The organism is Streptomyces sp. YIM S03343 (genome assembly GCF_054729195.1).
On sequence record NZ_JBPUKX010000001.1, the window covers coordinates 757,240 to 777,158 of the forward strand.

The window sequence follows — 19,919 nt, forward strand, 5'->3', positions numbered from 1 at the left end:
GCGGCAATCACGCGCAGGGCCTGACAACACCGGCCGCCGACAGCAGTGACCGCGCGGCAGTGCCTGACAGCAGCCGCGACCCGCGACACAGCACCGACCCCACCGTCACGCTCCGTGATCTCTCTCGCCTCCCGGCGTCCGGCAGGGTAGACATGGCACATGGTCCGACTGTTGGGCCGGCCCGGATCCCGGCAGCCCCGCCCGCCCGGGACCGAAGGAGCGACAGGCGGGCGTGCGCGGACACGGCCCGACACCGAGGGGTCGCGATGGCCCCTGCGCCGGGGCACTGTCGCGGGGCAGGTGTTCGTCCTCCAAGTGGTGATCGTGCTGCTGCTGGTCGTGTCGGCCGTGGTGGCGCTGGTGCTCGAGGGCCGCCACGACACCACCCAGGAGGCCCGCAACCGCTCCATGGCCGTGGCACAGACCTTCGCCCACTCCCCGGGGATCGTCGCCGCGCTGCGCGCGCCGGACCCCACGAAGCTGCTCCAGCCGCGCGCGGAGGCGGCCCGCAAGGCCGCCGATGTCGATTTCATCGTCGTGATGAACACCGACGGCATCCGCTACACACATCCCATTCCGGACCGTATCGGCAAGAAGTTCGTCGGCACGATCGGGCCCGCGCTGGCCGGGGGCACCGTCACCGAGCAGATCCACGGGACGCTCGGGCAGCTCGTGCAGGTCGTCGTACCGGTGGAGGATCCGCGCGGCACGGTGGTGGGCCTGGTGTCGGCCGGGATCACCACCGCGCACGTGGGCACCACGGCCGGGAAGCAGTGGCCGGTGCTGCTGACGGGCGCCGCGGTGGCGCTGGCGCTGGCCACGGCGGGCACCGCACTGGTGAGCAGACGGCTGCTGCGGCAGACCCACGGGCTGGGCACGCACGAGATGACGCGCATGTACGAGCACCACGACGCGGTCCTGCACTCGGTGCGCGAGGGCGTCCTGATCGTCGGCGGCGACGGACGGCTGCTGCTCGCCAACGACGAGGCACGCCGGCTGCTCGACCTGCCCGAGGACGCGGACCAGCGGCATGTCCTCGACCTCGGCCTGGACCCCGACACCTCCGGGCTGCTCTCCTCCGGACGGGTCGCCACCGACGAGGTGCACCGCGTCAAGGACCGGCTGCTGGCGATCAACCAGCGGCCCACCGACACCCAGGGCGGCCCGCCCGGCAGCGTCACCACGCTGCGCGACTCCACCGAACTGCGCGCCCTGTCCGGCCGCGCCGAGGTGGCCCGGGAGCGTCTCGACATGCTCTACGACGCCGGGGTGGGCATCGGCACCAGTCTGGACGTGACCCGGACCACCGAGGAGCTCACCGAACTCGCCGTGCCCAGGTTCGCGGACTTCGCGAACGTCGACGTGTACGAGGCGGTGCTACGCGGCGACGAGCCCCAGTTCGGCACGGAACTGCGGCGCACCGCGTCCCGTGGCGTGCGCGACGACGCCCCGCTGTACCCGGTCGGCAGGCGCACCGTCTTCGTGCCCTCCTCCCCGCAGGCCCGCGCCCTCGTCACCGGCAAGCCCGTTCTGGAGCCCCGGCTGACGCAGGCATTCGGCTGGCACGCACAGGATCGGGAGCGTGCCGAGCGGATCATGACGTACGGCATCCACTCGATGATCACCGTGCCGCTGCGGGCCGGGAACCTGCTTCTGGGCGTGGCCAGCTTCTGGCGGGCCGGGAAGCCGGAGCCCTTCGACACGGAGGAGCTCGCCCTTGCGGAGGAGCTGGTCGCGCGGGCCGCGGTGTCCATCGACAACGCCCGCCGCTACACCCGTGAGCACAGCATGGCGACGGCGCTCCAGCGCAGTCTGCTGCCGAGCAGCCTGCCCGAGCAGTCCGCGCTGGATCTCGCCTACCGTTATCTGCCCGCGCAGTCCGGGGTGGGCGGCGACTGGTTCGACGTGCTGCCGCTGTCGGGGGCACGGGTCGCCCTGGTGGTGGGGGACGTGGTCGGCCACGGGCTGCTCGCGGCGGCCACCATGGGGCGGCTGCGCACGGCGGTGCACAACTTCTCCGCCCTCGACCTGCCCCCCGACGAACTCCTCGGCCTCCTCGACGAGCTGGTCGGCCGGATCGACCAGGACGAGGCCCCGTCCGGCAACGGCGCCGCGGTGATCGGCGCGACCTGTCTCTACGCGATCTACGACCCGGTGTCGCGACGCTGCACCCTGGCCCGGGCCGGACATCCGCCGCCCGCGCTGGTCCGCCCGGACGGTGACGTGGAGTTCCCCGAGGTGCCCGCGGGCCTGCCGCTGGGCCTCGGCGGGCTGCCGTACGAGTCGGCCGAGCTGGAGCTGGCCGAGGGCAGCCGGCTGGTGCTCTACACCGACGGCCTCGTCGAGGACCGGGCGCGCGACATCGACGCCGGGCTCGAACTGCTGCGGAGCGCGCTGAAGGGGGCGGGCCGGACGCCGGAGGAGACCTGCCAGGCGGTGCTGGACGGCCGTCCCGCCTCCCGGCCCAGCGACGACATCGCGCTGCTGGTGGCCGCCACCAGGGTGCTGGGCGCGGACCGGGTGGCGCACTGGCAGGTCCCCGCCGATCCCGCGGCGGTGGCGGAGGTGCGCGCCTCGGTCGTGGCACGGCTGTCGGAGTGGGGGCTGGACGAGCTGGCGTTCACCACCGAGCTGATCCTCAGCGAACTGGTCACCAACGCGCTGCGGTACGGGCGCGGGCCCATCTCGGTACGGCTGCTGCGCGACCGCACGCTGATCTGCGAGGTCACCGACGCCAGCACCACCTCGCCGCATCTGCGGTACGCGGCGAGCACCGACGAGGGCGGCCGGGGTCTGTTCCTGGTGGCCCAGCTCGCCGAGCGCTGGGGCACCCGGTACATGCCCGGCGGCAAGGTGATCTGGGCGGAGCAGCCGCTGCCGTAGCAGGTGCGCCATGGGTACGGGCCCCAGGGCCTGACTCTGTCGGGGATCTTGGCGGTCTGCTCAGTCTCTGGCGGACCGCCAAGACCTCGGCCGGGGGATCCCGTGCTGGTCCAGGTAGTTCTGGAAGGCGGTCGGCCGTCGGGACGGAGGCGCTTCTCCGGTCGGCGGCCGTCGGCTGAGGCGCTCGATGTTTGCAGCGATGGCTGTGAACACGTGCTGTAAGTGGGCTTTGTGCTGTCCCCGGTAGCGGCAGTGGCGCATGCCGTGTCCGTGGGCGAGCTCGTTGATGGTGCCTTCCACTCCGGAGCGGACCGCGTAGCGAGCCTGCCATTCGGGTGTCTGCTGCTCGGCACGGACTCGGAGTTGCAGGTCACGGAGTTCTCGCGGGGGGAAGCCCACGCTCCGGGCGCTGTCGGCGGTGGTCGTGCAGCGGGTGCGGACCGGGCAGGGCCGGCACTGGCTCTTGGTGAACCGGGCCACGATCAGAGGTGCCGCCGTGGGCGAGGAAGTCGGGTAGGGGCCGTGCCAGCCCGCGCTGGTCTCGCCCTGCGGGCAGGTGACCTGCCGACGGTCGAAGTCGATGTGGAAGTCGTCGCGGCCGAACCCGTTGTTCCTGCGGTTCTGGCGGGTGGTGTTGACCGGCAGTGGTCCGGTGACCGTGACCTGGTGTTCGCGGGCTGCCTGTTCCAGATGGACCAGGGAGGTGTAGCCGCCGTCGACCAGATGCTCGGCGGGCAGCAGCCCGCGGCGCTTGAGCCGGGTGTGGATGCCGGGCAGAGCCTTCGCGTCGTAGCCGGTGGCATCGGTGGTGGCCACATCCGTGATCACGTTGACGCCGTCGGGATCGCAGGTCTCGGTGAGATGCGCGACGAACCCCTTCCAACGGGTGACGTGTCCGCGGCGCGCGTAGCGGGCCGTCGGATCGTAGGGCGAGACGACCGCGACGGACGAGGGCGGCAGCCCGCCGTCCTCCACGGTGCGCCAGCGCAGGCGCCCGGCCCCGTCACGGTAGTAGTTCTGCACCATGATCTGCCGCAGGGCCTGGACGCGGGGCCCTGACAGGCGTTCCGGCCCGTGCTGCCCGAGGTGCTCGATCAGCCGGACGGCGTCGCCTCCGGTGGCGAGGATTCTGGTCTTGGGGCGGGTGGGGTTCTTGCCCAGACGGACCGGACGGCCGTAGCGGCGCCCCCACTCCTCGTCCACCAGGCCGGCCAGCAGGTGATCAGCGGTGCCGGCCAGCTCTTCCAGCGCGGCGCGGACGGCCTCGGTGACCAGTTCCAGCCGGGTCAGGTCGCGCACCGCGGCCAGGACGTGGGTGGAGTCCGTGCGCTGGGTGGTGCGTTCGCGAACGAGACCGGCCTCCTTCAGGCGTTCGAGCGCGAGGTCGAGGAGACGGTCGGCTCGGCCGTCCTCGGTGAGACGGTCGCGGAAGTCGGCCAGCACGCTGTGGTGGAAGCCGGGATCGTCCAGTTCCATGGCCAGCGCGTATTTGAAATCGATGCGGCAGCGAACCGCTTCGGCCGCCTGCCGGTCCGACAGACCGAGCAGGAACTGGAGCACACAGACGGTGGCCAGCTGGGCGGGCGAGAGCCCTGGGCGGCCGTCGCGGGGGTACCAGTCGGCGAAGTCCTCGTCACGCCACAGCCCGCCCAGGCGGTCTCTCACCCACATCGCCGTTGTACCGCTCGGGTTGCTCGCCCGCGCCATCTGCATGGTCAGAGAAGGGACTTGCTCACCAGAACGGGCGTGAAGCGACAACGGGCACCTCGACAACTGCATCGGTCCTTGAACAGAGCCGAGCATGCCCGTTGATCATGCTGCCCCGCCGGGGATCCTCAAGATCCCCGACAGAGTCAGGCCCTAAGCCGCCCCTGCACGGATTGGCCCGATTCATACGGGGCCGGACGGGCCCCAGGGGCGACCCGGGAGGCCCTACTCCGAGGGGGACCCTGCTTTCAGGATGCAGGGCAAGGCGCGGCGGTGAATCGTGAGAGTGGGTCCCGGTCTCTCGGCACGGGCACCGGTGCAGCCATCCGGACCCGAGGAGGAGTCATCATGACGACGTCACCATCCGGCGCACCCCGGTCGTCCGACGACCGCTGCACTCCCGACGCTCTGCTCCACACCTACAACGGAACGGAGGTGGCACCGGAGGACCTGGTGCTGGCCACGGGCCGCGACATCACGCCGAAGAGCCTGGAGTGGGCCAGGCGCAAGCTGGCCGAGGAGGGCCCGGCGGCCATGGAGAAGCTGTTGCCCTAGGAGCGACCACCCCCTGTTCGTCACCACTGCTTTGTCACCACCGCCTGGCCGCGTGGCCGGGCGGTGCTGTGCGTTTGCGGGCCGGACGGGCCGGGGCGTGTCCTTGACGTGAGGGAAACCTTTCGGGGTTGCCGATCGTCTACAGTGCAGAGGTTCGTCTACACCTGTGTAGTCACCCCGGATCGGAGAGGCCCGCCCCGATGACAGCAGCACTGCCCCTGTCGTCCCAGCTCGCCGTCAATGTGCTGGACGCCCAATCGCTGCTGGCCGCCTTCGGGGTGATCGGCGTCGGCGTGGCCATGTTCGCGGAGACAGGGCTGCTGATCGGGTTCTTCCTGCCGGGCGACTCGCTGCTGTTCACCGCGGGGCTGCTGTGCACGGGCTCGGCCGACCGGGCCGTGAAGCTCTCCCTCGGGCCGCTGCTGGTACTGGCGGCGGTCGGCACGCTGGCCGGTTCGCAGTGCGGCTATCTCATCGGCAAGAAGGCGGGCGGCGCGTTCCTCGGCCGCACGAAGTCGAGGCAGCTCAAGGAGGGCGCCCGCCGGGCGGCGGAGCTGATGGAGCGGTACGGGTACGCGAAGGCGATCGTCCTGGCCCGTTTCGTCCCGGTGGTGCGGACTGTGCTCAACCCGATGGCGGGCGCCCTCGACGTGCCCGTACGGACGTTCACGGTGTGGCAGGTGACCGGCGGGCTGGTGTGGAGCGTGGGCCTGATCCTTGCCGGCTATGCGCTCGGTTCCTCCGTCCCCGGCATCGACAAGTATCTGCTGCCCGCGGTCGCGGTGATCGTCGTCGTGTCGCTGCTGCCGATCCTGGCCGAGGTCCTACGGGCCCGCCGTGCCGTGAAGAGCGGTGACGTCCCGGACCCCGACGAGGAGGCCCGCCGGTGAGGCACACCCCGGTGGGCATACGGACCCGGGGCGCAGCGGTGGACCGGCGGGGCGTCACGGAGCTCGCGGGCAGCGTCGGCATCGGCGCGTGGACGGCGTTCGCCGTGCTGACGATGGTCGTGGTGGGCGGCGACGGCGCGCCGCTGTTCGTCGACAACGGGCTGCTGTCCTGGTCGGTGGCGCACCGCCCGGATGCGGCGGTGGCCCTGGCCCGCGGGGTGACGGCGACCGGCACGGGCCTGGTCCCGTACACGCTGGTGGTGCTGGCCGCGCTGCTCGTGGGCCGTACGGCGCGCGGGCGGCTGACGGCCGCGCTGCTGGGGCTCGGCTGTCTGCTGGCCGGCCAGCTCGCGCGGGGCGTCACCATGGCCCTGGTGGCCCGGCCCCGCCCGCCGCACACCGACTGGGAGACCCATGCCTCGGCCTGGGCGTTTCCCTCCGGCCACGCCACCACCTCCGCGATGACCGCGGGGCTTCTGATCCTCGCCCTGCGGCTGCGCGGTCCGCGCGGGGCGCGGGTGCTGTGCGGTGTCGCGGGCTGCTGGGCGCTGCTGGTCGGGCTGAGCAGGGTGTATCTCGGTGTGCACTGGTTCACCGATGTCCTCGGTGGCTGGCTCTTTGCCACGGGGTGGCTGGGGCTGTGCCTTGCGGTGGCGGCGCGGTGGCTTCCGCCCCGTGTTGTCGCTGCCGCGACGGGAGCGGAGCGGCAGGCCCTCGACGAGTCCGGCTGAGGCGGGGTGCTGGGGATCGGTGGCCGTCACCGGCACGGGGTGGGTCCGACAGCGGGAAGTCGCCCCCGCCGCCCCTTCCCGTTCCCGTCCCCGGGGGGCTGCGCCCCCGGACCCCCTTCGGCCTGAACGGCCTCGTCCTCAAACGCCGGACGGGCTTGGGGGTTGGGGCCGGGCGACGGCGCACCGTCACGAGCGGCCTAACCCTCCGGGTGCGGTGCCAGGTAGATGCGTACGCCGCCGTAGGCGATCGGGGTCCAGTCGCGGGCGTAGGACGGTGGGTGGGCGCCCAGGGGGACCAGGGTGGCTGTGGGGAGGTGCTGGGCCGTGTGCTGGATCTGGGCCGGGGTGGTGTTCTGGTCGGGGCCTCCGGTCGCGGCCGAGTGGCAGCCGGTGTAGAAGGCGATCGGGATGGCTCGGTCGCCGGTCAGCAGGCAGGGCGAGCTGACGCCCCGGCGGTGGAGGTCGGCGGCGAGGCGGGACCAGGCGGCGCGGTCGGTGCGGGCCCGGTCGACGGTGTGGGCCAGCACGGCGTACTGCACCGCCAGATGCCCCGCGAGCCCGATCGCCACCAAGGTCACGGCTACCGGCCGCCACGCGCCGCCCGCCCCGCTCACCAGCCGGTCGAGCGCGTCGGCGACGGGCAGCAACAGCAGGGCGTAGGCGGGCAGCAGGAAGCGGGGGGCGGCGTAGCCGATGAGGAACAGGTAGGGGAAGGCGGCCGACAGCCCGCAGGCGAACGGCACGAGCGTGGCGGACGGCCGCCCGGCCCGGACGGCTGTCACCGCCCCCAGCACGGCCAGCACCGGCAGCACGAACCACCACAGGGTGAGCACCGGGCTCGGCATCTCCCCCGTGCAGGGGCGGCACAGCATCCGTCCGCCCAGGCTGCGCAGCTGGTCGGGGACGGCGTCGTGCCAGCCCAGGCCGCCCTGGACGGCGGAGCCGTCGGACAGCCGCTGCACCAGGCCGCCGTAGCGGACGTATGCCTCGATCACCCACTCCGCTGACCCGGCCACGAGCCCGGCAAGCAGGACGACGAGGGGACGCGCCAGACGGGTGGCGACGGCCAGTACGAGCAGCGGGAGGGTGGTCCAGACGGCGTCGGTGGGGCGCATCAGCGCCATGAGCGCCGCGCCCGCGCCCAGGCCCCACAGGGCGGCACGGTCGGCGCGGTCGGCGCGGGCCCGCAGGAAGCAGGCGGCGGCGGTGAGCGCGCCGACGGCCACCCAGTAGTTGGGCATGGCCGCGGGGGCGTAGAAGAGCGTCACCCACAGACTCGCGAACAGGGCGCCCGCCAGGGTCAGAACGCGCACCGGGAACAGGCCGCGCCAGGTGCGCAGGGCGAGGTATAACGCGAGACCGGAGAGGACGGCCAGGTAGACACGGAGCAGGGGGGTGGAGGAGGACCAACTGGTGACGGGGGCGACCAGGAGGGAGATGCCGCGGGCTCGGGGCGCGCTGAGGTTGGCGGCGGGGGCGTGGGCGCTGATCTGGCTGACGTAGACGGTCTCGTCCCAGCCGAGGCCGGTGGTGGGCCCGACGAGGAGGAGCTGGGCCGTGGTGAAGACGACCGCCAGCACGGCGAGCGGGAGGCGCCCGCCGCCGTACCGTGCGGTTCTGGACGTCCGGCGGATACCACCGCGCAGCGGGAGCGCGAGGGTGGTGTGCGAGCTGCCGGGCATGTGCACCTCTTCCCCTGCGGCCGGGACGGGCCGGTCGGGTCTCGTGACACCTGGAAGTCGTCGGGGAGACAGCGACAAAGTAGCCCGGAGCGGGAGCAAACGCCCTTCCGGGTACGCCGGGAGCCTGACGGCACCAGGTGAGTGTGGTCAGTGATCGTGTGGGTGGTGAGAGGTGGGCGGGCCCTGTCCCCCGGTCCCGGAGGGGAACGGGGGGACAGGGGCCGCGGCGTCGTCAGCGGGTGGTCGGGGTGCGGTGCAGGGGCTGGTCGGGGGCCGGGCGCTGGGGCGGGAGGGGGACGGGGCGGACCGCCAGGTCGGTGGTGCGGACCGTCACGTCCTCGCCGTGGTGCCGGATGGTCAGCGGCGGGCCCTCCAGCAGGGTGTACGTCGCCTTGTCCGCCCAGAGCTCCACCCGCAGCCGGCGGCCGAGGAATTGGAGGGTGAAGGCGAGCCGGTGGAGGTTCTCCGGCAGCCGGGGCGTGAAGGCCAGGGACCCGGAGCCGGTGCGGCGCATCCCGCCGAAGCCCGCGACCAGCGCCATCCAGGTCCCGGCAAGGGAGGCTATGTGCAGCCCGTCGCGGGTGTTGTGCTCAAGGTCGGCCAGGTCCATCAGGGCCGCCTCGGCCGCGTAGGCGTAGGCGAGCTGCAGATGGCCGGCCTGGGCGGCGACGACGGCCTGGACACAGGCCGACAGGGAGGAGTCCCGGACGGTCAGCGGCTCGTAGTAGGCGAAGTTGCGGGCGATCTGCTCCTCGTCGAACAGGTCGGCGCAGGTGTACATGGCCAGCACCAGGTCGGCCTGTTTGACGACCTGTTTGCGGTAGAGGTCGAAGTAGGGGAAGTGCAGCAGCAGCGGGTACTGGTCGGGGCGGGTGGCCTCGAAGTCCCAGGGCTGGTAACGGGTGAACCCGGCGTGCTGTTCGTGCACACCGAGGTCGTCGTTGTACGGGATGTGCATGGCCTCGGCGGCGTCGCGCCAGGCGGCGCTCTCCTCGTCGTCGACCTCCAGCCGGGCCGCCTCGTCGGGGTGGCGCCGTACGGCGTCGACGGCGGCCAGCAGGTTCGCACGGGCCATGAGGTTGGTGTACGTGTTGTCGTCGGCGACGGCGCTGTACTCGTCGGGGCCGGTGACACCGTCGATGTGGAAGACGCCCTGCCGGTCGTGGTGGCCCAGGGAGCGCCACAGCCGGGCCGTCTCCACCAGCAGTTCCACGCCCGTGGCCCGCTCGAACTCGGCGTCCCCGGTGGCCTCGACGTAGTGCACCACCGCGTCGGCGATGTCGGCGTTGACATGGAAGGCGGCCGTCCCGGCCGGCCAGTACGCCGAGCCCTCGGAGCCCTCGATGGTCCGCCAGGGGAACGCGGCTCCGCGCAGCCCCAGTTGGGCGGCCCGGTCGCGGGCCACGGGCAGGGTGCTGTGCCGCCAGCGCAGCGCCTCGGCGACGGCGTTCGGAGAGGTGTAGGTGAGCAGGGGCAGGACGAAGGTCTCGGTGTCCCAGAAGGCGTGGCCGTCGTAGCCGGAGCCGGTGAGGCCCTTGGCGGGGATCGCACGGCGTTCGGCGCGGGCACCTGCCTGGAGGACATGGAAGAGGGCGAAGCGGACGGCCTGCTGGATCTCCTCGTCGCCGTCCACCTCGACGTCGGCGCGCCCCCAGAAGTCGTCGAGATGGGCGCGCTGTTCGTCGACCAGACCGTCCCAGCCGCCGTGTGCGGCGGCGGCGAGGGCGGCGTCGACCTGGTCGCTCATGGCGGGCAGCGACCGGGTGCCGGACCAGCCGTGCGCGACGATCTTCTCCACGCGCAGCCGCTGTCCGGGCTCCAGGACGGAGCTGACGGTCAGCCGGGCCACGTCGGCGGTGGACTCGCTGCTGGTCGTGGTGCGGCGGGGCCCGGTGACCGTGTGGTCGGCGGCAGCGGCGACGCGCAGTCCGCTGCGCCGGGTGCGGTGCACCAGCCGCAGCCGGTGACCGGCGGCGAAGTGCTCCTCGGGCTCCAGCGGGGACTGGAGGTTGACGGCGGCGCGCGGGTCGCCGTTGGCCTCCGGGAGCTGCTCGTTGGCCACCAGCTCCGACTGGACGACCACGCGGGCCCGGGAGCCGACGGCCTCCACCTCGTAGGCGACGGCGGCTATGGCTCGCTGGGTGAGGGAGACCAGACGCGTCGAGCGCACCCTGACGCGGGTCCCGGCCGGGGAGATCCACTCGCAGGTCCGCTCCAGCAGGCCGCCCCGAAGGTCGAGGTTGCGCTCATGGCTGACGAGCTGTCCGTAGCGCAGGTCGAAGGGCTCGTCGTCGACGAGAAGCCGCAGGATCTTGCCGTTGGTGACGTTGATGACGGTCTGGCCGGACTCCGGGTAGCCGTAACCGGCCTCGGCGTAGGGCAGCGGGTGCAGTTCGTGGACGCCGTTGAGGTAGGAGCCGGGCAGGCCGTGCGGTTCGCCCTCGTCGAGGTTGCCGCGCCAGCCGACATGGCCGTTGGACAGGGCGAACACGGATTCGCTCTGTGCGAGGACTTCGAGGCCGAGCTGGGTCTCGCGCACCGCCCAGGGTTCGACGGTGTACGACCGGTCCGCGATCACGCGGTCCCTCCCAGCTCGGCGAGGTCCTCGACGACGATGTCGGCGCCGTGTGCGTACAGCTCGTCCGCCTGGCCGACGCGATCGAGCCCCACGACGTACCCGAAGTGCCCGGAGCGGCCAGCGTCCATGCCCGCCTGGGCGTCCTCGAACACGGCGGCCTGCGCCGGATCGACGCCGAGGTCGCGGGCGGCGGCGAGGAAGGTGTCGGGATGTGGTTTGCCGGGCAACTTCCGCTGGGCGGCGATCACTCCGTCGACACGGACGTCGAAGAGGTCCTCGATCCCGATCGAGCGAATCACGTCGAGGGTGTTGGCGCTGGAGGACACCACAGCGGTACGCAGCCCCTGCGCGCGCACCGCGTCGATATAGCGCAGGGTGCCCTCGTACGCCTCGACGCCCTGTGTCCTGATCCGCTCCGTCAGCAGCACGTTCTTGCGGTTGCCCAGACCGTGCACCGTCTCGGCGTCCGGCGGATCGTCGGGGGCGCCCTCGGGGAGGTGGATCCCACGGGACTCCAGGAAGGTACGCACCCCGTCGGCGCGGGGACGTCCGTCGACATACCGGTCGTAGTCCTCGCCCGCGTCGAAGGGCCGGAAGTCCGGGCCCTCGCGCTCTTCGAGATAGGCGTCGAACGTCTCCTTCCAGGCGGCCGCATGGACCACCGCTGTCCTGGTCACGACGCCGTCGAGGTCGAAAAGGCAGGCCAGGATGTCGTCGGGCAGACCGAGCTCTCTCATACACAGCACCTTTCCCCGAGTGGCGCCGGCCGACGGGTGGCGGGCACCACGCGTTGCGTACGGACCGGAAACTCGCCACCGACGTTTGAAGTTCCGGATTCCGGGCATGATTTATTTTTTCTCAGCAGCAGGTTCGCACGGCGCTCAGCACCAGCGCCCCGTAAGGGCGCGGGAACTGCGCGACCAGCCCCCACTCACCCGCGCGGAGAGGACGGCCCTGCCGCACGTAGCGCGACAGGTGCGAGACTCTGCGGTGTGGCGCTGACCCTGACTTTCGACGACCTCCTACGACGTGCCCGCGCCCTCGCCGAAGGCACACACCGTGCCTCGCTCGGCATCGCCGGCAGCCCCGGCGCCGGAAAGACGACACTCGCCGAACGTCTGGTGCGCGAGCTCAACGGCTCCGGTGAGCCTTGGGTGGCGCATGTCCCGATGGACGGCTTCCATCTGGCCGACGTCGAACTGGACCGCCTCGGTCTGCGGGACCGCAAGGGCGCGCCGGAGACCTTCGACGCGGCCGGATACGCGGCGCTGCTGCGGCGGTTGAGGGATGCTGCCCAGGAGACGACGGTCTACGCGCCCGGGTTCGAGCGGGTGCTGGAGCAGCCGATCGCCGGGGCGATCCCGGTTCCGCCGTCGGCGCGGCTCGTGGTGACCGAGGGCAACTATCTGCTGCTGGGCACGGGTGCGTGGACGCGGGTGCGGGCGGCGCTGGACGAGGTGTGGTTCTGCGAACTGCCCGAGCCGGAGCGGCTGCGGCGGCTGATCGCACGCCACGAGGCGTTCGGCAAGGGGCACGAGGAGGCGGTGGCCTGGGTGATGCGCTCGGACCAGCCCAACGCCGAGCTGATCGAGGCGACCCGGGACCGGGCCGACCTGCTGCTGCCGATGGCTCTGCTGGAGGCGGGGGCGGGGCCGGAAAGCTGACCGCGACGCTCATGGGGACAGGGTCAACTGCGGTTCCGCACGCGCGTCGTCCTCACCGAGCACCGCAGGGAATGCCTCCGTACGGATCGTCAGCCCCCCGTCCCGCTCGAATCCGGGGGTGAACGCGCCGCCGCCGGGGCCGTAGCGCACGGCGAAGACATGCAGCCCGTCCGGGACGCCCGGGGCCGGGCCCGCCTCGACGGCCGACGAGCTGACCAGATGACGCCAGCCCTCGTCGGGTCGCCGTACACCCGCGGGTCGGCGGCGAGGGCGAACGCGGCCTGCTCCTGGGTGAGTTCGGCGCGCGTGTCGAAGTGCTCCGGCCCGACGGCAGACGGATGTGTCACCCGCAGTGTGCCCGCCGAGACGACCGCAGCGTCTGCGGTGCGGCGCACCCGGTCGCCGTCGGCGGCGGCGTACGGCAGTCCGGCCAGCAGATACGGCTCCGGGCCGGGCAGCCGCTCCACGACGACCACCGTCCACAGCCGAACGCCGTCGGTGACATACAGGGACCGCACATGCCGCAGCACGTGGTCGCGCCCGACGACCGGTTTGGCGAATAGTGCCCCGGCAGGCAACGTTTGCCCGTCAAGGAGCGGCGTCCGGTGCGTGCTCTCGGCGTGCCGGCCGGAAGCCCTCGTACTGGACGTACTTGGGCTTTCGGCCGGTGCGGCGAGAGTGCGTGCCGGGCGTCGCGACGGGGCGAACGTTGCCTGCAGGGGCACTAGCTTGGCCCGCTGAGCGGGTCGTTCCGGTGGTGAACCCCGAGCCGCCGCAGCCCGTACCGGTGGGTGCGGCAGACGGTCTGCCGGTACGAGACATGAGGCGGTGGCGTCGGGCGGGGTGGCGGTGGCGATGCGACAGTGGGCCCATGAGTCGGGTCCCCTTCGCTTGCCACCCCGTGCCGGGCGCGTCCCCGCGGGGCGGATGATGGCGCGCGCACAGCAGACGGTCCTGGCACCCGGCGGCCCCGGCGGCGAGGGGGCCGCACCACCCGAGGCGGCGGCCGGGTCACGCTCGGGCGACGCACGGTCGCGGCTCTACCGGCGTCTGCTGCGGCGCCGCCGCTGGCTGGTGCCGCTGCTCGTGGCGCTGCTGCTCACCCAGATGGCCGCCGTGATGGTGACCACGGCCGTCGAGCAGACGCCCACCGTCGACGAGCCCGTCTACGTCGGCACGGCCGCCGTCTATCTGCACGAGCACAGCCTCGACTACAACCCCGAGCACCCGCCGCTGGGCAAGCTGATCATCATGGCGGGGGTCGCGGCGGCCCGTCCGCACTTCGACGCCGCCTACCGGGGCGACCAGGGGCAGATGGGGCGGCATCTGCTGTACGACTCGGGCAACGACCCGTGGCGGCTGATGCTGTGGGCGCGGCTCCCGGTGATCGTGCTGACGCTGGCGTTCGGTGTCGTGGTCTTCGCGTTCACCCGGGATCTGGCGGGGATCAGGGGCGGGCTGCTGGCGCTCACGCTTTACGCGTTCTCGCCCGATGTCATCGCCCACGGCTCGCTGGCCACGCTGGACGTACCGGCGGCCGGTTTCCTGCTGACGTCCGTCTGGCTGCTGTGGCGGGCCAGGCGCCGTCCCCGGCTGTGTCTGCCGCTGGCGGGGGCCGCCCTCGGGGCGGCGGTGGCGACGAAGATGGCCGCGCTGCCCGCCGTCCCGGTGCTGCTGCTCCTGACGGTCGCCGGGGTCTGGGCGGACCGCAGCACCCTGGGCGGCGGCCGACGGGCCCGGGTGCTCGCCCTCGCCGCGGGCCGGGCCGCCGTGGTGGCGGTGGCCGCGGTGGGCGTCGTCTGGGCGTCGTATCTCGCGGTGGATCCCCGGCTGCGGTTCTCGCCGGGCGCGCCGGTGCCGGTGGTGCACGGGCTGCGGGAGCGGCTGGTGGAGCTGCTGCCGTTCCCGGGGGCCTACCGGGACGGGATGCGCATGCAGTTCGGGCTGGAGAACCACCCGTGGCAGGGCTTCCTGTTCGGGGACCTGTACACCGGCTCCCGCTGGTACTACCTGCCCGCCGCGCTGCTGGTGAAGACGCCGCTGGGCATGCTCGCCCTGTGGGCGGCCGGTGCCGTCGTCCTGCTCGCCGTACGGCGGCTGCGGCCCGCGGCGCCGTACGTGCTGCTCCCGGCCGCGGTGCTGCTGGGCGCGGCCATGACCGGCTCGCGTGACTTCGGCACCCGGTACGTGGTGTTCCTGCCGATGTTCCTGGCGGTGGCGGCGGGCTGCGTGCTGACGGTACGGCGGCGGTGGACACCGCTGGTGACGGGGGCGCTTGCGCTGTTCGTCGCGGTGAGCTCGCTGCGGACGTTCCCCTACTATCTGCCGTACTCCAACGAGGCGTTCGGCGGTCCGGCCAAGACCTGTCTGCGGCTGCACGACTCCAATGTGGACTGGGGCCAGGACCTCGGCAGACTCGCCGACCGGCTGCACGACCGGTACCGCGGGGAGCAGGTGTGGCTCGTCTACAAGGGCAGCGGGGTGCCCTCGTACTACGGCATCCACGCGCGCGATCCGCGCCAGGTGCCGCCCGGCGAGGTGCACGGGCTGATGGCCGTGTCGGACTCGTGGGTGGACAAGGCACGGGGGCGGCTGGCCATGCTGATCGACACCAGCCGGGCGGTCGACGAGGTCGGGCACTCGATCACCGTCTACCGCCGCTGACCTGCCTCCCGGCCCGGGGCGCGGCCCGCCGTGGCGGCCCCGGTCCGTCCTGGTCGCCACATTCCGTGAGCTATGTTGATTGATCGTGGCAGACAAAGGACGCGCATCCGTACCGTCGCCGCAGCAGGCACGCGCGCAGGCAGCCGCGATCACCTCGGGCAGGACGGCGCCGGAGGCGGAGGCGGCGGCCCCGACCTCCCAGCTGAGGGAGTTGTTCGACGGGCCGCGGCTCTCGCCCGGGCAGCGGCGGATCGCCCAGTATCTGATCGAGCACATCACCGAGGCGGCGTTCCTGTCGATCACCGAGCTCGCGGACCGGGTCGGGGTGAGCCAGCCGTCGGTCACACGGTTCGCCGCCGCGGTGGGCTTCAGCGGCTACCCGGCGCTGCGCGAGAAGCTCCAGGCGGTCGCCCTCAGCAGGCTGGCCGGCGGCCCGGGAGCGGCCGAGGCGAACCGGAGCAATGAACTCCAGGCGGCCGTGGACGCCGAGATCGCCAACCTGGAGAATCTGCGCCGGGACTTCGCCGACCCCGACCGCGTCATCCGGGTCGGCCGCGAGCTGTCCCGCTCGGCCCCGCTCACCGTACTCGGGCTGCGTATCTCGGTCTCGCTGGCGGAGTACTTCGCCTATGCCGCCCGCCGGGTCCACCCGGACGTACGGCTGGTGACCCACGGCGGCAGCGTCGCCTACGACACCCTGCTCCAGTCCAAGGAGGCGGGCGGCACCTGGGTGCTGGCCTTCGGGATGCCCCGGCACCACAACGAGACACTGACCGCGCTGAAGGTCGCCCGGTCTGCCGGGCTGCGTATCGCGCTGGTCACCGATCTGGCCCTGGGCCCGCTGGCCGACGAGGCCGATGTCACCTTCGCCACCGGCACCGGTTCCCGGCTGGTCTTCGACTCGTACGCGGCACCCGGCCTGATGGCTGCCGCCCTGCTCCAGGCGATGACCGACGCCGACCCGGAGCGCACCTGGGCCCGGCTGGAGGAGTACGAGCAGCTCGCCGAGCGGCAGCAGTTCTTCATGAAGGACTGAGCGCCTCTTCATGTGAGGGCCGGGATCCGTCGTACGAGGGCTCAGATCCGTCATGCGAGGGCTGGGATCCGTGCGCCACAAGGTGACACACGGGGATCATTCACCCCATATCCTGCATGAATGTTTTCATACGCCTTGCAAACCGATCGGCATATATAAATACTGCACTCGGATCGCACCCCCGCACCCTCCGGGGCCGTTCCGCCTCCGTGGACCCCTCTTTCGCACCTGCCAGCCCCGAGAAAGCCGACGGACCGCTCATGCGCCTCCCGCACCCGCTGCCGCGCAGGCGCCGCCCGTCCGCCGGGGCACCGCACGGACACTCCGAGCCGCCGTCCCCTACCCACGTCGGCGCCACGGGTGTCCGGACGGGCATCGCTCGCGCGAGCGCCCGCCACCGGCGGCCCGGGTCATCCCCTAGACCGGGGCCGCCCCCACCACGTCGGACCACCCTCACGACGCCGCACACCCGGAAGCGATGCCCATGCAAGTGACGACCACGCGCCTCAGCTCCGACTGGCCGTGCCAGGTGAAGACACCGGGCAGCTACGACTGGGAGCGCTCCGCGGTCAAATGGCTGCGCGAACTCGTCCCGGCGCGCTATGCCAGCTACCCCGCGCTGATGCGCCACCCCGTGCTGCTCGCCCGGCACGCGCAGATCCAGGTCCAGCAGGAGATCCGGGTCGCCAGAACCGCGCTGCAGACCGCGCGCGCCGATCTGCCCCGGCTCGGGATGCCCGAGTCGGTGATCGAGCACACGATCAAGCTGTACGCGGCCGAAGTACTCCAGCTCCAGCACATCGCGCGCAGCGTCCGCGCCGTCACCGACGCCTTGGTCGGCCGCAGCACCGCCCGTTGAACCACCCGTGGTCCCCGGGGCCGTCGCCGCGGTCCGGCCGCAGGGTCCGGCCGCAGGGTCAGGCCGCGGGGTCCGGCCGCGGGGTCCGGCCGCGGGGTCCGGCCGCAGGGTCCGGCCGCAGGGTCCGGCCGCAGGGTCCGGCCGGGTGGCCTGCCCGGAGCGGACGAGCCGTGATCCGATCCGCTCTGATGTGCGATGCTCGACAGGTGACGAGCAAGCCCGCGACCCCGGCGGACCGCGATGCCGTCCCCGACACGGCGGCGCCGGGCTCGGACGCGGCAGCACAGCGGGCGGCTGGGGACCGGACGGGTGATCCCGCGGCGGAGGCCGCCGTGCTGGAGCGCGCCAAGGGTGCCGTGATGGCTCTCACCGGCCGGGACGCGGCCGCCGCACAGGAGGAACTCTCGCGGCGGGCCGCGGACGGGGGCCGCACTCTCATGGAGGAGTGCTGGATCACCCTCGGTGCCCTCCGCACACCCCCGCAGCCCACGGCCACCGCGCCACCCGTCACCCCCTTCGTCCCCGTCACCCCCTTCGTCCCCGTCGCCTCCACCACTCCCGTCACCGACACCGGCGCGGCGCCGCCCATCGAGAACGACGACCACGCCCGGGCCCTGGCGCGGCTCGGCCGGGCCATGGTCGGGGCCGGCTCACCGCAGGAGCTGGCCGCCTGTCTGCTGGAGCACCTCGCCGCCGACACGGACGCCGACGCGGTGATGCTCTACACCCGGGTACCCGGCGGCGGCCTCGAACTCGCCGGGTACGCCGGGGTGAGCCACACCCTCGCCGCCCGCTGGCGCCAGGTGCCGCCGGTGGGCGGGGTCGTCGCCCTCGACGCCCTGGAGGCGGGCACACCGCGCTGGCTGGAGGACGCGGAGCAGGACCACAAGCGGTACATGCTGATGGAGGACCCGCCCCGGAGCTGGCAGTCGCGCGCCTGGCTGCCGGTGCCGACCGGCGACGACTCCGCCTCCGTGGCGCTCGGTGTGCTGCGCCGCACCGAGGGGCCGTTCACCCCGGAGCAGCGGGTCCTGCTGCGCGCAGTGGCCCGGCTGTGCGCAGGACGGCTGCGCACCTTCGACGCGGACCCGGTACGCACGGCCGGAGAGGTCCCGCACACCCTGCGGGAGGTGTTCGACGTGCTGCCGGGCGCCGCGGTGCTGCTGACCCCGCTGCGCGGCCCGGCCGACCCGGCCGCCGTACGGCATGTCGAGGACTACCGCATCGGCGCCGCGACCCCGCGGACGGTCGACAACCTCGGCCGCACCGGGCGCGAACTGGTGGGCCTGCGGCTGCTGGAGTGCTTCCCGACGGTCGCGCGCGACCCGCTGTGGCAGGGCTTCCTGACCACGCTGACCACCGGGGAGCCGTACGAGGGGCGGCCGTTCGCGTCGCAGGACGTGGTGGCCGGGATGCCGCACACCGCCACCTACTCGGCGCGGGTGGTACGGCTGGACGAGCGGCTGGTGCTGCACTGGATCCGGCACGACGACACCGACGCGCTGGAGCAGCGGATGACGGACGTGCAGCGGCTCGCCAATCTGGGCTGGGCGAGCTGGAACCTCGTCACCGGCGAGATCTCCTGGTCGCCGCAGGTGTACACCATCTTCGGCCACGACCCTGCGCTCGGCCCCGCCACCCTGGAAGGGCTCACGAAGCTGGTGCTGCCCGAGGACGCGCCCGAACTGCTGCGCGCCGTGGCCGCCGTGGCCGGTGAGGGCCGTCCCTTCGACCTGCCGCTGAGGATCAGGGCGGTCGGCGGCATCCGGCATCTGCGGGCCGTCGCGGAGGCGGTGCCGGACAGCAACGGCACCCCCGCCGAGGTGCATGGCTTCGTCCAGGACATGACGACACTGCGGCGGGCCGAACTGGCGCTGGTGCAGAGCGAGCAGGCCATCCTCACCCAGCACGGGGTGCTTGAGGCCGAGCGCGCGCTGGCCGCCCGGCTCCAGCACGCGCTGCTGCCCATGCCCGGCCAGGCCGTCGAGTTGGCGGGGCTGCGGGTCGAGATCGCCTATCTGCCCGCCCAGTCGGGGATCCTCGGCGGCGACTGGTTCAGCGCCATCGAACTGCCCGACGGGAAGGCGCTGTTCGTGGTCGGCGACGTCGCGGGGCACGGGGTCGGCGCGGTCGCCGAAATGGCCCAGCTCCGCTTCACTGCGAAGGGCATGGTCATCACCGGCTCCTCGCTGACCCGGGCGCTGACCCGGCTCAACACCCTGCTGCTGCACTCGCAGGACGTGCATGCCACCGCGACCATGGTCATGGCCCGCTACGACCCCGAGGAGCGGCGTCTGGTGTGGGCGCAGGCCGGTCATCCGCCGCCGCTGCTGGTGCGCGGCGGCGAGGCGCGCTATCTCGACCGGCCCGGCGGTGTGCTGCTCGGCGCGAGCGACGACCCGTCCTTCGAGGAGGCCGAGTGTCGGCTCGTGCCCGGCGACCGGGTGCTGTTCTACACCGACGGCCTGATCGAGCGGCCGTCCGAGATCATCGACGCGGGCCTGGCCCGGCTGGCGGAGGCGGTCCTCGCCCATCCGGCCGGGGGTCCGGGCACCCTGGGCACGCTGCTCGGCGCGATGCTGGAGGGGGACCGGCGCGACGACGTGTGCGTGCTGGACATCCGGGTGCCGCAGGAGGACGCGGAACCGCGGCGGCCGTAGCCGCACGGAT

General features: G+C 72.7%; 13 protein-coding genes and 1 pseudogene. 9 read left to right on the top strand and 5 right to left on the bottom strand.

The genetic code is table 11. From position 1 onward, the window contains the following. Positions 1-159: 159 nt before the first annotated feature. A complete protein-coding gene (locus ACSYGN_RS03285; protein ID WP_460391608.1) occupies positions 160-2,883 on the top strand; it encodes a SpoIIE family protein phosphatase in 2,724 nt (907 codons plus the stop codon). A 60-nt stretch (positions 2,884-2,943) separates the two neighbouring features. On the opposite strand, the gene ACSYGN_RS03290 is transcribed toward ACSYGN_RS03285, so the two are convergent. Next, a complete protein-coding gene (locus ACSYGN_RS03290) occupies positions 2,944-4,596 on the bottom strand; it encodes an IS1182 family transposase (RefSeq protein WP_460391610.1) in 1,653 nt (550 codons plus the stop codon). Positions 4,597-4,938: 342 nt separating this feature from the next. On the opposite strand from ACSYGN_RS03290, the gene ACSYGN_RS03295 reads away from it, so the two are divergent. From ACSYGN_RS03295 to ACSYGN_RS03305, 3 genes are all read left to right on the top strand, one after another. Beyond that, positions 4,939-5,145 (top strand): hypothetical protein, encoded by a 207-nt coding sequence (locus tag ACSYGN_RS03295; protein ID WP_460391612.1) that lies wholly within the window; start codon positions 4,939-4,941, stop codon positions 5,143-5,145. A gap of 200 nt (positions 5,146-5,345) precedes the next feature. Further along, positions 5,346-6,035, top strand: coding sequence for a DedA family protein (locus tag ACSYGN_RS03300; RefSeq protein ID WP_460391614.1), 690 nt, complete (start codon positions 5,346-5,348; stop codon positions 6,033-6,035). Then, a complete protein-coding gene (locus tag ACSYGN_RS03305; RefSeq protein WP_460391616.1) occupies positions 6,032-6,766 on the top strand; it encodes a phosphatase PAP2 family protein in 735 nt (244 codons plus the stop codon). The genes ACSYGN_RS03300 and ACSYGN_RS03305 overlap by 4 nt, the downstream gene beginning before the upstream one ends. Before the next feature lie 197 nt (positions 6,767-6,963). On the opposite strand, the gene ACSYGN_RS03310 is transcribed toward ACSYGN_RS03305, so the two are convergent. The 3 genes from ACSYGN_RS03310 to ACSYGN_RS03320 form a co-directional block, all read right to left on the bottom strand. Continuing rightward, positions 6,964-8,448 carry a hypothetical protein gene (locus ACSYGN_RS03310; protein WP_460391618.1) on the bottom strand — a complete coding sequence of 495 codons (1,485 nt, stop codon included), beginning with the start codon at positions 8,446-8,448 and terminating at the stop codon, positions 6,964-6,966. A 232-nt stretch (positions 8,449-8,680) separates the two neighbouring features. Continuing rightward, positions 8,681-11,026: a glycoside hydrolase family 65 protein gene (locus ACSYGN_RS03315; RefSeq protein WP_460391620.1), complete on the bottom strand. Its 2,346-nt coding sequence runs from the start codon at positions 11,024-11,026 to the stop codon at positions 8,681-8,683. Then, a complete protein-coding gene (locus tag ACSYGN_RS03320; protein WP_460391622.1) occupies positions 11,023-11,763 on the bottom strand; it encodes a beta-phosphoglucomutase family hydrolase in 741 nt (246 codons plus the stop codon). The genes ACSYGN_RS03315 and ACSYGN_RS03320 overlap by 4 nt, the downstream gene beginning before the upstream one ends. A 261-nt stretch (positions 11,764-12,024) precedes the next feature. Here ACSYGN_RS03320 and ACSYGN_RS03325 point away from each other — a divergent pair, with 261 nt between their 5' ends. Further along, positions 12,025-12,690, top strand: coding sequence for a nucleoside/nucleotide kinase family protein (locus ACSYGN_RS03325; RefSeq protein ID WP_460403193.1), 666 nt, complete (start codon positions 12,025-12,027; stop codon positions 12,688-12,690). A 9-nt stretch (positions 12,691-12,699) separates the two neighbouring features. Here ACSYGN_RS03325 and ACSYGN_RS03330 read toward each other — a convergent pair. Next, a pseudogene (locus ACSYGN_RS03330) lies at positions 12,700-13,253 on the bottom strand (hypothetical protein); the annotation flags it as partial. A gap of 364 nt (positions 13,254-13,617) precedes the next feature. Between ACSYGN_RS03330 and ACSYGN_RS03335 the strand changes: the two are divergent. From ACSYGN_RS03335 to ACSYGN_RS03350, 4 genes are all read left to right on the top strand, one after another. After that, positions 13,618-15,354, top strand: coding sequence for an ArnT family glycosyltransferase (locus ACSYGN_RS03335; protein WP_460391624.1), 1,737 nt, complete (start codon positions 13,618-13,620; stop codon positions 15,352-15,354). Between the two features lie 85 nt (positions 15,355-15,439). After that, complete coding sequence (locus tag ACSYGN_RS03340) at positions 15,440-16,390, top strand: MurR/RpiR family transcriptional regulator (RefSeq protein WP_460391626.1); 951 nt, start codon at positions 15,440-15,442, stop codon at positions 16,388-16,390. A 484-nt stretch (positions 16,391-16,874) separates the two neighbouring features. Continuing rightward, positions 16,875-17,249 carry a hypothetical protein gene (locus tag ACSYGN_RS03345; RefSeq protein ID WP_460403195.1) on the top strand — a complete coding sequence of 125 codons (375 nt, stop codon included), beginning with the start codon at positions 16,875-16,877 and terminating at the stop codon, positions 17,247-17,249. Between the two features lie 188 nt (positions 17,250-17,437). Further along, entirely contained in the window at positions 17,438-19,909 is a 2,472-nt protein-coding gene (locus tag ACSYGN_RS03350; RefSeq protein WP_460391628.1) for a SpoIIE family protein phosphatase, read from the top strand. Positions 19,910-19,919 lie beyond the last annotated feature (10 nt).